Source organism: Giesbergeria anulus (genome assembly GCF_900111115.1).
GTDB lineage: Bacteria > Pseudomonadota > Gammaproteobacteria > Burkholderiales > Burkholderiaceae_C > Simplicispira > Simplicispira anulus.
Map to the genome: position 1 here is coordinate 32,263 of NZ_FOGD01000011.1, position 14,432 is coordinate 46,694.

Below are 14,432 nucleotides of genomic sequence, written 5' to 3' on the forward strand. Positions count from 1 at the left end.
ATGATAGTAGAGCCAAGCAGCGCGCGCTGGATTTTAGAAGCGCCAGCCCAGACCAATACCGACCAACACGGGGTCTACGCGGAACTCGCCCACCTTGCGGCCAGACGAGGCCACATCGGTACGAATTTGCACTTTTTTGACGTCCAAATTCAGATACATATTGTCTTTGAGGTGAATATCGACACCGGCTTGGATGGCCAAGCCCCAGCTATTTTTGTCTACCGAAGGGTGCAGGGCAGCGACCACAGCTGGCGAGAAGTTCACATTAGACAGGCGGGTGTAATTGACACCAGCACCCAAGTAAGGCTTGAACGCGCCCAAATCGGTAAAGTGGTATTGCGCCGTCAGGGTGGGGGGCAGGTGCTTGAAGGTGCCGATAGCGCCACCGTTGGAGTACAGGGTGTGCTTTTGTGGCACGGTCAGGATCAGCTCGACCGCCAGATTCTTGGTGTAGAAATAACTGATATCGACTTCAGGCAGCCACTTGTTGTTAGTGGTCAGGCCCAGAGGCGTGGAATCGCCGTTGCTGCTTTCCAGATGGACGGCACGGGCGCGCACCATCCAAGAGCCTTCAGTAGCTTGCTGCGCAAATGCAGAAGACGACAAAACAGCACCCAACAGGGCAGCAGCCAGAACAGTTTTTTTCATCACAAAAATCCGGAAAATTCAGGGGACATTCCCAAGTCCTTATTAACCACCTTGTCGCCAGGGCCATGCTTGATATGCGTCAAGGGGCCACGCCAATGTGGTGCAAAAACATCACCCCGCCAGCCCCAGACGTTTGCAAATTTCTAGTGTGGCAGTGTTCTGGTTCATGGTGTAGAAATGTAGTGCGGGCGCGCCACCTTGGCGCAGTTGCTCGCACAGTTGGGTGACTACATCCAAGCCAAAGGCTTTGATGCTGGCGGTATCGTCGCCATAGGCTTGCAGACGCAGGCGAATCCAACGCGGAATCTCTGCGCCACAGGCGTCTGAAAAGCGCAGCAACTGGGTGGAGCTGGCAATGGGCATGATCCCTGGTACCACCGGCACGTCAGCCCCCAGTTTGCGCGCATCTTCTACAAAGCGAAAATAAGCATCGGCGTTGTAAAAATACTGGGTGATGGCTGAGTCGGCCCCGGCGCGCACCTTGGTGGCAAACGCCTGCAAGTCAGCCTCAGGCGATTTGGCTTGTGGATGCACTTCGGGGTAAGCGGCCACTTCAATCTGAAAGTCTTGCCCAGTCTCAGCGCGAATAAAGGCAACCAAATCGCTGGCGTAATTAAATTCACCGCCCAAGCCATAGCCGCTGGGCAAATCGCCGCGCAGGGCCACGAGGCGGCGCACGCCCATCGCTTTGAGGGTAGCCAGTTGCTCGCGCACGGTGTCGCGGGTGGCACCAATGCAAGAAAAGTGCGAGGCTGCATCCATGCCTTCGGCCAAGATGTCGCGCACGGTGGCAAAGGTGCCCTCGTGCGTGGAGCCGCCCGCGCCGTAGGTGACGGAGCAAAACTCTGGGCGCAGCGCATACAGCTGCTGGCGCACGGCTTGCAGCTTGCTGGCCCCTTCGGGGGTTTTTGGGGGAAAAAATTCTAGGCTCACCGGCAAGCCGGTAGCTGATGCAGTGGCAGCAGTCATGCGGCGCTCCTTGCCAAAACAAAAAATTCACGGTTGCCGTCACCGCCCGCAATCGGGCTGTCCAGCCAAGTTTGCACGGCCAGGCCCAAACCGGCGCAGCAGTCGCGGATGCGCTGCTCTACCACGGGGTAGAGCGCTGCGTCGCGCACGATGCCACCTTTGCCAACTTGGCCCGGCTGCAATTCAAATTGCGGCTTGACCAGCATCAACAGCGTGCCACCGGGGGCCAGCAGGGGCACCAGTGCGGGCAGTACCAGCGTTAAAGAGATAAAAGACAGATCGCCAGTAATGACGTCAAATGAGGGCGTGATATCCACGCCTTCTAGCCCTGCACGGCGACGGCGTTGCACCGGCAACGTGCCCGCTTGGCGCGCTTGCTGCTTGGCGGCGCGCTCGGCCTTGAAGGCTTCGATGTCTTGCTCTTTGGCGTCGTCACTGTCGTCGTATTCTTCATCGACCAAGCCGCCATTGCGCATCCAGCTATAGGGGGCGACGGGCTGGGTGTCGTTGTCTTCGGCTTCTTCGATCACTTCAGACAATGCCAGTTCGCAGGCGGCCTGCAAATCGGCTGCAGTCATGCTGCGGGCGTTAAGACCCTCCACACACACCACGCGCCCATCTTGGCGCAAGCGCTCATGCAACTGGCCGTGGCCTACATCGACGCCAATCACCTGTGTCGCCCCTTGCTGGAGCAGGCAATCGGTAAAGCCGCCCGTACTTTGGCCTACATCCAAGCAGCGCAAGCCGCTCACTTGCAGCCCAGTGGCAGCCAGCGCCCCTTCGAGTTTGAGACCGCCGCGCGAGATGTATTTGGCCTCGGCACCATCGAGCAGCCGCAACTCGGCCATGACCGGGATTTCATCGCCGTTTTTGGCTACTTTTTGCCACGGTGCGAATGACGACAAGCGCCACTCGACCCCGGCAGTAATCAGCCGCTGCGCTTGGGAGCGCGTGGCCGCATGGCCCTTTTCTACCAAAAAAACATCTGCACGCATAGCGGATCACATTCTCAAGTTGGCTTAGTAGCGGTAGCTATCGGCCTTGTAAGGGCCGTTTTTGGGTACGCCAATGTAGGCGGCTTGGGAGTCAGTCAGCTCGGTGAGCATGGCACCGACCTTCTTCAGGTGCAGGCGGGCCACCTTCTCGTCGAGGTGCTTAGGCAGCACATAGACCTTGCCGTTTTGGTATTGGTCGGGCTTGGTGAACAGCTCGATTTGGGCGATGGTTTGGTTGGCAAACGAGGCGCTCATCACAAAGCTGGGGTGGCCGGTGGCGCAGCCCAAATTGACCAAACGGCCCTTAGCCAGCAAGATAATTTTCTTGCCGTCTGGGAACTGGATGTGATCGACTTGGGGCTTGATCTCTTCCCACTGGTATTTTTCAATCGACGCCACGTCGATTTCGTTGTCAAAGTGGCCGATGTTGCAGACGATGGCCTGGTCTTTCATGGCGGCCATGTGCTCGTGGCGAATGACGTCGCGGTTGCCGGTGGTGGTCACGAAGATGTCGGCCTTGTCGGCAGCGTATTCCATCGTGACTACTTTGTAGCCTTCCATTGCCGCTTGCAGGGCGTTGATGGGGTCGATTTCAGTCACCCAAACTTGGGCGCTCAGGGCGCGCAGCGCTTGGGCCGAACCCTTACCCACATCGCCATAACCGGCCACACAGGCCACTTTGCCTGCAATCATCACGTCGGTGGCGCGCTTGATGCCATCGACCAAAGACTCGCGGCAGCCATAGAGGTTATCAAACTTGCTCTTGGTGACCGAATCATTGACGTTGATGGCGCGGAACAGCAGCGTGCCCTTGGCCGACATTTCGTTCAGGCGGTGAACGCCGGTGGTGGTTTCTTCGGTCACGCCAATGATTTCCGCCGATTTGCGCGTGTACCATGTGGCATCCACGGCCAGTTTGGCGCGGATGGCGGCAAACAGGATGGTTTCTTCTTCGCTGGTGGGCTTGTCGAGCACCGACAGGTCTTTTTCAGCGCGCTGGCCCAAGTGCATGAGCATGGTGGCATCGCCGCCATCGTCCAAAATCATGTTCGGGCCTTCGCCGGGGGTACCGGCTGCGCCAAACTCAAAAATGCGGTGGGTGTAATCCCAGTAGTCGGACAGTGATTCGCCCTTGACGGCAAATACCGGCGTGCCACCATCGGCAATGGCGGCAGCGGCGTGGTCTTGGGTGCTAAAAATGTTGCACGAAGCCCAGCGCACTTGCGCGCCCAGTGCTTCCAGAGTTTGGATGAGCACGGCGGTTTGGATGGTCATGTGCAGGCTGCCGGTGATGCGTGCGCCTTTGAGGGGCTGGCTGGCGGCAAACTCTTCACGGATGGCCATCAGGCCGGGCATTTCGGTCTCGGCGATGCGGATTTCTTTGTGGCCCCAAGCGGCCAAGGCGATGTCAGCAATCGCGCAATCGGCGTTAACGAAGGTGGAAGAAGGTGCATTCATGGGCGGCTCCAAACAGGGGTGAACAAGCCACTTGCCGACACAGGATTGCCAAAAAAAAAGCTCACCGCACGGAAAGTGGATGAGCGTCGTTGCTAGGGTGGGTTCCGAGCCTCACGCCCCGCTATGCTGGGGACGCTGCAACGCTCCTCGGAAGGAAGGATTATACGAAACTTGGCTGGGTTTGCCGCTGGCGATCGTGTCGATAGCGGGGCGACTCACTACACCCACCACAACGTCTTCTGTTGGATGTGATGACAGTTTGAAAACCGCCACTGTTTCTACCAACTCTTGGGCTTGGTTTTCTAAACTGCTCGCAGCAGCGGCCATTTCTTCGACCAACGCTGCATTTCGTTGGGTGGTGTGATCCATCTGTGTGACGGCTTCACCCACTTGTGCTACCCCTTGGCTTTGCTCGCTACTGGCAGCACTGATTTCACCCATGATGTCGGTCACGCGGCGAATGGAGCCGACCACTTCGGTCATGGTGTCCCCGGCTTGATCGACCAAGATAGAGCCTTCTTTGACCCGTTGGACACTGGCATCGATCAGGATTTTAATTTCTTTGGCTGCCTCGGCAGAACGTCCCGCTAAAGAGCGAACTTCAGAGGCCACCACCGCAAAACCACGGCCTTGTTCGCCTGCCCGTGCAGCTTCGATTGCGGCATTCAAGGCCAAAATGTTAGTTTGAAAAGCAATTCCATCAATTATGCTGGTAATGGCTGCGATTTTTTTCGATGAATCATCAATCTCCTTCATGGTTCCCACCACTTGGGCCACCACTTCGCCGCCTTTGATCGCTACGTTACTTGCACTTTTTGCCAATTGATTGGCTTGGCGGGCGTTTTCGGCATTTTGTGTGACGGTAGAACCGAGCTCTTCCATTGCGGCAGCAGTTTCTTCTAGTGCACTGGCTTGTTGCTCAGTTCTGGTTGACAAATCATTATTGCCTTGCGATATTTGGGCGCTGGCTGTAGCCACGCTCTCTGAATTTTGACGGACGTTATACACCACACTAGACAGTGAGGCTTGCATCTGTGCGACGGCTGCCATGACACTGACGGTATCGTTACTGCGAACCTGTAAAGGAGTGTCTAAATCACCTTTGGCTACACGATTCACTGCTTCTGACAACTCAGAAGGCTCTGCCCCCAGTGCGCGTAACAAATCACGAGAAATAATCAAACCGACCAATGAGCCAATAACAAACATTAATATAGCCATGCCGGTCATTAGGCTGACGGAAGTGCGGGCCAATTCTGCGGCTTCCCCTGCGATCTTTTCAGATAGTTCTTTTTGTAGCTTGCGGGAGTCATCCGTAGCTTTAAAAACAATGTTTTGCAGAGCAAGTGTTTCGTTAAAAAGTAAACGCTCGGCTTCGGCTTCATCACCTTTTTCAGTGAGGGCTATTACACGATCAATGCTGCTGTTATAAATGCCACGGTTGTCGGTGATAATTTTTAAAAGGTTACGCGCTTGGGGTATTTTTAAGGTTTTATCAAGTTTTTCGAGTAATTCGCTGTTTGCTGCGCGCAGGGTGGCGATTTTTTTCTTTTCTTCGCTATGCAAAGCGACATTTTCACTTATTACAATATTGCGGGTAAGTAGGCCAATCGAGTTAAAGTTTTCTTTGAGTTCTGTGAACTGAGCCACCTTGACCATGCGGTCGTTGGCTACCTGATCAAGATCAGTTGCTAGTTCGCTCATTCGGAATGAGCCAATGATGGTAATCAAAATGCCTATCGTGGCAACGATACCAAAGCCCAGTGCTAGACGAGTAACAACTTTCATGAAGTTCTCCTAACATTTTGAGCGTCGTTGTGGTGGTGGATTCCGAGCCTCACGTACCCCTGTGCTGGGGGCGCGCTGCAACGCTCCTCGGAAGTGGCCGGATCATCCGGAGTTGGTGGTGGCCAGTGCAACCGATGTTAGGGGGGCACACGCAGCCATTGCGGTAGGCACTGGCGTGGCCGGGGCCAGTAATTGATCGACCAACGCGACCATACTGGCGTGGGTTTGTATGCCTGTGGGCCACTCAGGCGGCAACGGCGCTGCTGGGTCTAACTCTGCGGCTTGACCGGTGCAGACCAAATGCAAAATTCCCTTTACCGTGGCACCCGCTTGCATATGCGGTAGGCAACTGCCAATGATGCAGACTTTGCTGGCATCCACACCATAGCGCTCGCAAATTTGCTCTAACAAGCCGGGGGCGGGCTTGTGGCAATAGCAGGCTTCGTCGGGGGTATGGGGGCAGTAAAACACAGCATCAATGCGCCCACCCACGGCAGCCAGTTGCTTGTGCATAGCCCCATGAACCGCATTGAGCGTGGCCATATCGAACAGGCCGCGTCCCAGCCCCGGCTGGTTGGCCGCTACCACCACATGCCAGCCTGCATGGTTGAGCCGGGCAATGGCATCCAGCGCACCGGGCAGGGGTTGCCAATCGGTGGGGGAGGTGATGAACTCATCTTCGCCCAAGGCGTTGATGGTCCCGTCGCGATCAAGAATGGCGAGTTTCATGATCACAATTATGGAAGAAAAGCCTCCGGTGTGCTGGCTGTTGGCGCTGCGCTGGGCAGGGCCTGCCAGCCAGTGACAAACAGGCCACTGTGGCGGCCCCGTGCCCATTGCAATTGCAAAGTTTGCCCCGGCTGCCACTGCGCCGCCTGTGGATCGTCGATCAGTATTTGCTGCAAAGGCTCTAGGGTGGCAACGCGCAACACCAGTTCGGTGCCGCCCGTGCTGCGCAGATTGGGCATTTTGGTATGGTGGCCCAACACTTGCGCTTGCACAGGGGGCAAGGCTTGCAAGCCTTGCAGGTTGTAGGGCCGCCACAGCAAGGCTGCACCGCCACCCAAACAAACGGCCACCCACAAGCCCAACAAAATGCGCTGCACCGTAGGCCAACCCCAGCGCCGCCGCACCCACCACAGGCCCAGTGCCAGCACCAGCAGGGCCAGTAATGGCCCCGCCACTTGCCAGAGCATGGCGGATAAGGGTTGTGCCCCAGCAAACGGCGACAGTGGCAGCACCGTAGAGGCAGGGCCGCGCCCCTCTTGCCATTGCAGCAGCCAGCGCAGCCCGGTGAGCAACGCGGGTGGCGCAAACAGCCACCATGCCGTGCGTTGCTGTGTGGTCAATGCCATGCTTGCGAGGCGTTCAAGCCGCCAGACGTGACAGATCGGCCACGCGGTTCATCGCTTCGTGCAGGGTTTTGAGCAACCCTTGGCGGTTGAGGCGCAAATCCATTTCTTCGGCGTTGACCATCACATCGTCAAAGAAGGCATCGACCGGCGCGCGCAGCACGGCCAGCGTTTGCAGGCTGGTGGTGTAGTCTCCCGCGTCAAACTGGGCATTGGCTTCGGGCACAAAGCGTTGCAAGGCGGCAAACAAGTCTTGCTCGGCTTGCTCTTGCAACAGCGCTGCGTTGACGTGGGCATCGACTTCGCCTGCCTTTTTCAGGATGTTGCCCACGCGCTTGTTGGCGGCAGCCAAGGCTGGTGCTTCGGGCAGGGCGGCAAAGGCACGCACGGCTTCTAGGCGTTTGGCCACTTCGGCCAGACGCTGGGGGCGCAGGGCTAGCACGGCATCCACTTCTTGGGCGCGGTAGCCTTGCTCGCGCAGTGCACCGGCCAAACGGTCGTAGATAAAGTCGGCCAGCGCGGGTGTTGCGTCTGTAATTTTGTCGCCAAAGGCCGGGACGGCACTGGCCAACAATGTGCCCAACTCCAGCGGCAGGTCTTTTTCGACCAACATGCGAATCACGCCCAAGGCGTGGCGGCGCAGCGCGAATGGGTCGCGGTCGCCGGTGGGCAGGTTGCCAATGCCGAACATACCGACCAAGGTTTCGAGTTTGTCGGCCAGTGCCACCACCACGCCGGTTTGGTTGCGCGGCAGGGTATCACCGGCAAAACGCGGCTTGTAGTGGTCTTCAATGGCGTCGGCCACATCGGCGCTCAATCCGTCATTGAGTGCGTAGTAGCGGCCCATGATGCCTTGCAGCTCTGGAAACTCGCCCACCATGTCGGTGACTAGGTCGGTTTTTGCCAGCAAGGCGGCTTGGTCAATCCACTGGGGCAGGGCGGTATCGCCTAATTGCCCGGCAATAGCGTGGGCAATGGCGCGCACGCGCTGCACGCGCTCGCCTTGGGTGCCCAGTTTGTTGTGATAGACCACTTTGCCCAGCCCCTCAACGCGCGAGGCCAGCGTTTTTTTGCGGTCTTGGTCAAAGAAGAATTTGGCATCGGCCAAACGTGGGCGCACCACGCGCTCGTTGCCTTGTACCACCGCACTGGCATCGTCGGGGCTGATGTTGCTGACCACCAAGAACTGGTGTGTGAGCTTGCCAGCGGCGTCGAGCAGCGGGAAGTATTTTTGGTTTGCCTTCATCGTCAAGATCAGGCATTCCTGCGGCACGTCGAGGAATTCTTTTTCAAACTCGCATACCAGCACATTGGGGCGTTCGACCAGTGCAGTCACTTCGTCCAGCAGTGCGGCATCTTCAATCGGGCGTACGCCATTGCCAATGCGCTCTGCGGCGGCGGCCAATTGGCGGGCGATGTCGGCGCGGCGCTTGGTAAAGCTGGCAATCACGGCACCATCACGCGCCAGTGTGGCGGCGTAGCTGTCGGCGTCGGTAATCACCACTGGTGATACCGCCGCCTCAAAGCGGTGGCCTTGTGTGGTGTGGCCTGCTTGCAAACCCAGTGCCTTGACGGGCACCACGGTGCTGCCATGCAGCGCCACCAAACCGTGGGCCGGACGCACAAAATGCACGCTGCTCCAGCCGGGCAACTCGCAGTCGCGCTCCAATTGGTAGGTCATGACCTTGGGGATGGGCAACTTGGCAATGGCTTCGTCCAGCGCTTTTTGTAGGCCCACGTCCAGCGTAGCGCCAGTGACGAGGCTGTGATAGAACAAAGCCTCGGCCTTGCCATCGGGGGCGCGGTGCAGGCTGGCGGCTACGGCGGCTGGATCGGTCGGGTCGATGTCGGCACCCAGAGCGGCGAGTTTCTTCAGCAGTGCGGGGGTGGCGTGGCCTTGGGCATCCAGCCCCACGGCGACTGGCATGAGTTTGACTTGCACCGGCTTGTCTTCGGCCTTGAGCCAGATATGGCTGATGTGGGCGGCCAAACGGCGTGGCGAGGCATAGGCCGTTGTCACGGTGTCCGCCGAGGTCAACCCTTGGGCTTGGAGTTGTTCAAACAGCACGCCTGCAAAGGCGTCGCCCAGCTTTTGCAGGGCTTTGGGGGGCAGTTCTTCTACGAACAGTTCAACCAGCAAATTTTTTGTCGTCATAGCGGTGCTCTTGGAATAGCTAAAAATGAGGGCGGATTTTGGCGGACTGTGGGTGGGCCAGCGCCGCTTAGGCGCTGATGCCAAACAGGGTCAGGTATTCTGGGCGCTTGGCCGCCATGACCTTAAAGCTGTGCAGCACATGCAGCAGCTCGTCGTGGCCCAAACCGTACAGGCGGGCCACGCGCTGGTCAATGTCGGCGCGCAGTTTGTCTTGGGCTTTGGCGGTGGCGGGCAGGTCTTTTTTGGCGATGCCCAAGGCTTTCATTTGCGGGGCCAGGGTGCTAGCAAAGTCGTCCCAACTGGCGGCCAGTGTGAGCAGCAGGGCATTTTTAGCCAGCGCTGTGTAGTCGGGGTTTTGCAGGATTTCCTCGTCGCTGGGCTGGGGCATGGGCAGGCGGTAGAGGTAGGTTTGGCTCACGTTGATTTGCACCATAAGGCGTGCTAACCAATCCATCGGCAGACTGTTAAACCATGCCAACGCAAACAGCAGGCGCAGGTATGAAACAGGCTGCACGGTAACGCGTTGTTCTTGCTTGTTGCCATTAGCACTTGCAGGGGGCGGCAATGCGTAATGTTTGGGCACAGTTGCAAACATCGAGTGGCCCGTACCGCAGTCTTGGGGTAATAACGCAAAAACTAACGTTCGCTCATTGGTGTCACTGGCAATGACGCGAAACGCCAAACGCACAAACTCACGATCAAAACGCACAGCACTGGCATATTTCGTTACCTGTGCTTTGGGTACCCCCAAATCCTGCGCCATGCGGTACAGCTCTTTGCTGTGTAACCGCGCATCAAAAGCCGCAGGCTCTAGCCAATACTGTGCCGTGTCAAACAAGTGTTTGTATTGCCAGATCATTTTGCCCTCGTACAAAGGCAAAGCGCTAGGCGTGGCACGCTCCAAGAATAAATCCTTGTCGTGCGTCATGTGCAACTCGCGCCGGAAGTCCAGCCAATCAGCCGACAGTGGCGCAAAGGCGGCGTGGCACTTGCCCAAGATGGGCAAATCGGCAGCATCGCGCAGTTCCATTAGCGCCCATTGTTGTGGCGACAAGGTTTTGAGCGTTGCCAGCGGGTAGGGCACATGGCGCGCGGGGTCGTCTAGCTCTGCGGCATCCAGCACATAAAACGCGGTGTCGATGGTGGCTACTTTGGCTGCCGCTTTTTTGCCTTTGGGTGGTGGTACGTTAAGTACCTGCATCAGGGCAAATTTATAGCTGCGATGGACGTCTGGGAAGATGCCTTTGTTGTTCTCAAAGCTGTAAAAGAACGGCATTTGGCAGTGCGTCAGGATGTGCCGGCGCAGTGCCAGCGAGCCTTCTTCAAACATCAAGGCACTGGGCAGCACATAGTTGAGGCTGCCGCCGGGGGCCAGCAGGCGCAGGTTGCGTTCTACAAACAAGCGAAACAGGTTGCCATCAATAGCCCCCTTGTTCAGCGGAAACAGGTCTTTTTCTTTGTAGTAGGCATCAAGCGCCCCTGTCTTGCTCTGTGCTTCGTCGTATGCCGCTTGAATATGTGCGCTGCCCAACAGCCGCTGTTGAATGGCTGCCTTTTCGGTATTTTTGGCGCTGCGGTAGCGGCTGTGGTACTGCGGGAAAAAGTCGGTATCGCTGAACTTGGTTTTGTCCCACGGCGGGTTGCCCAGCACGACATCAAAGCCCGATGCACTGCCGCCAAAGGCTTCGGGAAAGGCCACTTCGTAATGGAAGAAGTGGTAGCGCCGGGCGTAGTCTTCAATCTGCCGCAGCACTTGCGTGGGCGCGCTGCCGTTTTCGTCAAACAGTTGTGCTAGCAGGTCGGGGGTTTTGTCCAGCGCTTCGCATTCTGGCGCTTTGCCTTCGGCCAACAACATGCGCCGCGTGGTCATAAAGCTCAAGGCGCGAAACAGCGGGCGCAGTTGGGGCGTGATGCTGTTGCGCCACAGGGCTTTGCTTTGGGCTACTTCGGCGGCGGTGGTATCGCGCATGGCGTCTAGTTCGTGCATGACGCTGCGCAGGGCGTCAAAGCGGGCAGCAATGCCTTGCACAAACAAGTCGTCTTGTGCGCCGGTGGTGGCGTTGTAATTTTCGCAATCTTGCACCGTGGCACCCACCAAGGCGTTGCCGTGCTGAATGTGGTGCTCGATAAATGACAGCGGTGTGCCAAAAATAAAGCTGTCCATCCACAGGCTTAGGCGGGCCAGCTCCACGGCAAAGGGGTTCAGATCGACGCCATAAATGCAGCGCTTGAGCAGCAGGCGTTTCAAAATCTGGCCGTCGTCGGGGGTGTACGGCAAGTTGAGCGCCGCAAACTGCTGGGTGATTTTGGCGCGTTCCTCGTGGAGCAGTTGTGCCAGTGGGGCGTCGTGCTCTAGCCGCTGCACAGCCATATCGGCCAAGCAGGCCAGTGCCTGCACCAAAAAATGGCCGCTGCCGCAGGCGTTGTCCAAAATTTTGAGTTGGGCCAGTGGTTTGCCTGCCTCCAGCGCCCGCTCAATGCTCGCTTGCACCAGCCGGTCGGACAGACTGGCGGGCGTGTAGTAGCTGGCGCTGGTTTTGCGCGAGTTGCTGGCGCTTTTCAGGTACACGGCCCCGGCCTGCACGCTCAATTCGCGCAGCACCTTAAAGCCTTTTTCTTTGCGCAGTTGCGCTACGTCATAGGCGTCAAAGTAGGCTTCTACGCTTTTGCCTGCGGTGCTGCTGCTTTGGTATTCGAGGTAGGTGGCGGTTTCAGGTGCGCACTCAAAGCGAAATTCAAGCAAACCTTCGTAAATGCGGCCCAAATGGGTCACATTCATGTTTTTGAAGTCGCGCCGGGTGTCAAACAGCGTATTGCCCCGGTGGCTTTTGAACAGCAGTTTGTCCAAAATCGACAGCAGGGTGCGGTTGTCAAAGATTTTTGCTGCTTTGAGCAGCGGCGCACGTTGCGGGTCAAACAGGCCACCGTTGAACAGTGGCACGTCAATGTCGCCTTCGCCTTCGTCCAGCATCCGAAACAGTTGGCGCAATGCCAACATACCGTTGTGCTGCTGCGGGCGTTGGGCCATATCACGGCGCAACTTTTGGTGCAGGGCTTGCAAGCTGTGTTCGTTGTAAAACGGGTGCAGGGCTAGCAAGTCGCGGTTTTTGTCTTCAAAATAAACCACGAACAGCAAGCGAAACAGCAAGACAATGCTGTTTTCGTAGACCGCCTCTAGGGTGGGGGGCTGCGGTTGGGCGTTGGCTTGGTAAATGGCCTTGCCAATCAGCTCAAACAAAGAGTCTTCGCCGTCGTAGCCGTAAATCACGGCTTTGAGGTTTTCTTCTACCGCCACCGTGAATGCGCTGGAGTCAGCAATCGCCTGTTCCATTGCATTGCCGGTGGGTGCGGTAGCTGCCGGAGCGTAGGTGTCGCGGCTAAAAAAGAAGGTAAATAACGCCAGCGCCTGCTGCTGCTCATCGCCAGCAGGCAGGGCCAAGATCTTTTCTAGGTCAAACTCAATGAACGATTTTTTGGCGGTGATTTTGTCGGTGTCATAGACCCGCCAACACCGGCCATTGGTCAAAAAGCCAAAGCGCACGCGCAGGGTGCTGAGGTAATCCTGCAATTGGTGGTGCGGGTTGTCTTGGCGCGCCTTGCCGGTATCGAGGGGCTTGTCCCAGGCTTTGGATTCGCAAATGGCAGCAATCAGCCGGTGGCCTTCGCTTTGCTGGGCCATCAGGGCTTGGGCTTGCTCAGGTTGCAACAGCAAACACCAATCGGGCTTGGCGGTTTTGCCTTGCACCACCAGCACTTGCTGCGGCACGCTCACCCAGCCCAGTTGTTTGAGCAATGGGCTGATAAAGCAGTCTTCTAATTGCGCCTCATTGCTGGCGGCCAACTGGCTGGGTTGAAACTGCTGCTGCAACCACGCCAACCACCCCGACGGCAGGGGCTGTGCTGCCAGTTCCCGGCTTTTTTGCTGCAAAAAGCTGGTGTCCAGCAGGCTGTTGTTCAGCCACGGCGCAGCAAACAGTTCTAGGGTGGTGGTAGGTGTAGGCATACTGCAGCAATCGGGCTCAGGCGGCTTTTTTCTGGATTTGTGCAACCCACTCGCGCGGGGCCATCGGAAAGCCCAAGCGTTCGCGGCTTTCGTAGTAGCTTTGTGCCACGGCCCGCGCCAAGTTGCGGATGCGGCCAATGTAGGCGGCGCGCTCGGTCACGCTGATAGCGCCGCGTGCATCCAGCAGGTTAAAGCTGTGCCCGGCCTTGAGCACTTGCTCATAGGCGGGCAGGGCCAATTGCTGCTCCATCAGGTATTTGGCCTGCTTTTCATGGGCATTGAAGGCGGTAAACAGAAAATCGGCGTCGGAGTGCTCAAAGTTGTAGGTGGATTGCTCCACTTCGTTTTGGTGGTACACATCGCCGTACTTGAGCGTGTCTGTCCATTGCAGGTTGTAGACGTTGTCCACGCCTTGCAGGTACATGGCCAAGCGCTCTAGGCCGTAGGTGATCTCGCCGGTAGCGGGCTTGCAGTCAATGCCGCCCACTTGTTGAAAGTAGGTGAACTGCGTCACTTCCATGCCGTTGAGCCAGACCTCCCAGCCCAAGCCCCAAGCGCCGAGGGTGGGGTTTTCCCAATCGTCTTCGACAAAACGGATGTCGTTCTTTTTCAGGTCAAAGCCCAGCGCCTCTAGGCTGCCCAAGTACAGCTCTAGGATGTTGGCTGGGGCTGGTTTGAGCACCACTTGGTATTGGTAGTAGTGTTGCAGGCGGTTGGGGTTGTTGCCATAGCGGCCATCTTTGGGGCGGCGGCTGGGCTGCACATAGGCTGCTTTCCAAGGTTCGGGGCCAATGGCGCGCAAAAAGGTGGCAGTGTGCGAGGTGCCAGCGCCCACTTCCATGTCGTAGGGTTGCAGGAGTGCGCAGCCCTGGGCATCCCAGTAGGACTGCAACTTCAAGATGATTTGCTGGAAGGTCAACATGGCTTTGAGAGGCTCGCTGGCAGGGCCAGGGCCGGGCAATAAGAAAGGATAAAAAGGCGCGCGAGGAGGATGCCACCGCGTGTGCAGCCCATGATTTTAGGGGGCCAGTGGCACAGGTGCCGATTGCACCGCTCCAAACAAC

Annotated in this window: 10 protein-coding genes and 2 riboswitches; all 10 genes read right to left on the reverse strand. The window is 57.5% G+C overall.

Going from position 1 to position 14,432, the window contains the following annotated elements:
• Window positions 1-33: 33 nt before the first annotated feature.
• The 10 genes from BMX55_RS13350 to glyQ all read right to left on the reverse strand — a co-directional run bounded on the left by BMX55_RS13350 (window position 34) and on the right by glyQ (window position 14,290).
• Window positions 34-648 carry an OmpW/AlkL family protein gene (locus BMX55_RS13350; RefSeq protein ID WP_091458543.1) on the reverse strand — a complete coding sequence of 205 codons (615 nt, stop codon included), beginning with the start codon at window positions 646-648 and terminating at the stop codon, window positions 34-36.
• A 111-nt stretch (window positions 649-759) separates the two neighbouring features.
• Window positions 760-1,617, reverse strand: coding sequence for a methylenetetrahydrofolate reductase [NAD(P)H] (gene metF, locus BMX55_RS13355; RefSeq protein WP_091458545.1), 858 nt, complete (start codon window positions 1,615-1,617; stop codon window positions 760-762).
• Window positions 1,614-2,612: a TlyA family RNA methyltransferase gene (locus tag BMX55_RS13360; protein WP_091458547.1), complete on the reverse strand. Its 999-nt coding sequence runs from the start codon at window positions 2,610-2,612 to the stop codon at window positions 1,614-1,616. Before BMX55_RS13360 ends, metF begins: the two co-directional genes overlap by 4 nt.
• A gap of 24 nt (window positions 2,613-2,636) precedes the next feature.
• Complete coding sequence (gene ahcY, locus BMX55_RS13365) at window positions 2,637-4,070, reverse strand: adenosylhomocysteinase (RefSeq protein WP_091458549.1); 1,434 nt, start codon at window positions 4,068-4,070, stop codon at window positions 2,637-2,639.
• 74 nt (window positions 4,071-4,144) lie between these two features.
• Window positions 4,145-4,225, reverse strand: a riboswitch (S-adenosyl-L-homocysteine riboswitch).
• Entirely contained in the window at window positions 4,182-5,858 is a 1,677-nt protein-coding gene (locus BMX55_RS16870) for a methyl-accepting chemotaxis protein (protein WP_177172914.1), read from the reverse strand. It overlaps the preceding riboswitch by 44 nt.
• 12 nt (window positions 5,859-5,870) lie before the next feature.
• A riboswitch (S-adenosyl-L-homocysteine riboswitch) is annotated at window positions 5,871-5,952 on the reverse strand.
• An 8-nt stretch (window positions 5,953-5,960) separates the two neighbouring features.
• Window positions 5,961-6,587 carry a D-glycero-beta-D-manno-heptose 1,7-bisphosphate 7-phosphatase gene (gmhB, locus tag BMX55_RS13375; protein WP_091458551.1) on the reverse strand — a complete coding sequence of 209 codons (627 nt, stop codon included), beginning with the start codon at window positions 6,585-6,587 and terminating at the stop codon, window positions 5,961-5,963.
• Window positions 6,588-6,595: 8 nt separating this feature from the next.
• Entirely contained in the window at window positions 6,596-7,213 is a 618-nt protein-coding gene (locus BMX55_RS13380; RefSeq protein WP_091458553.1) for a hypothetical protein, read from the reverse strand.
• 13 nt (window positions 7,214-7,226) lie between these two features.
• Entirely contained in the window at window positions 7,227-9,365 is a 2,139-nt protein-coding gene (glyS, locus tag BMX55_RS13385; RefSeq protein ID WP_091458555.1) for a glycine--tRNA ligase subunit beta, read from the reverse strand.
• Window positions 9,366-9,432: 67 nt separating this feature from the next.
• A complete protein-coding gene (locus tag BMX55_RS13390) occupies window positions 9,433-13,368 on the reverse strand; it encodes an Eco57I restriction-modification methylase domain-containing protein (protein WP_091458557.1) in 3,936 nt (1,311 codons plus the stop codon).
• A gap of 16 nt (window positions 13,369-13,384) precedes the next feature.
• On the reverse strand, window positions 13,385-14,290 hold the full coding sequence (gene glyQ / locus BMX55_RS13395) for a glycine--tRNA ligase subunit alpha (RefSeq protein ID WP_091458625.1): 906 nt from the start codon (window positions 14,288-14,290) through the stop codon (window positions 13,385-13,387).
• Window positions 14,291-14,432 lie beyond the last annotated feature (142 nt).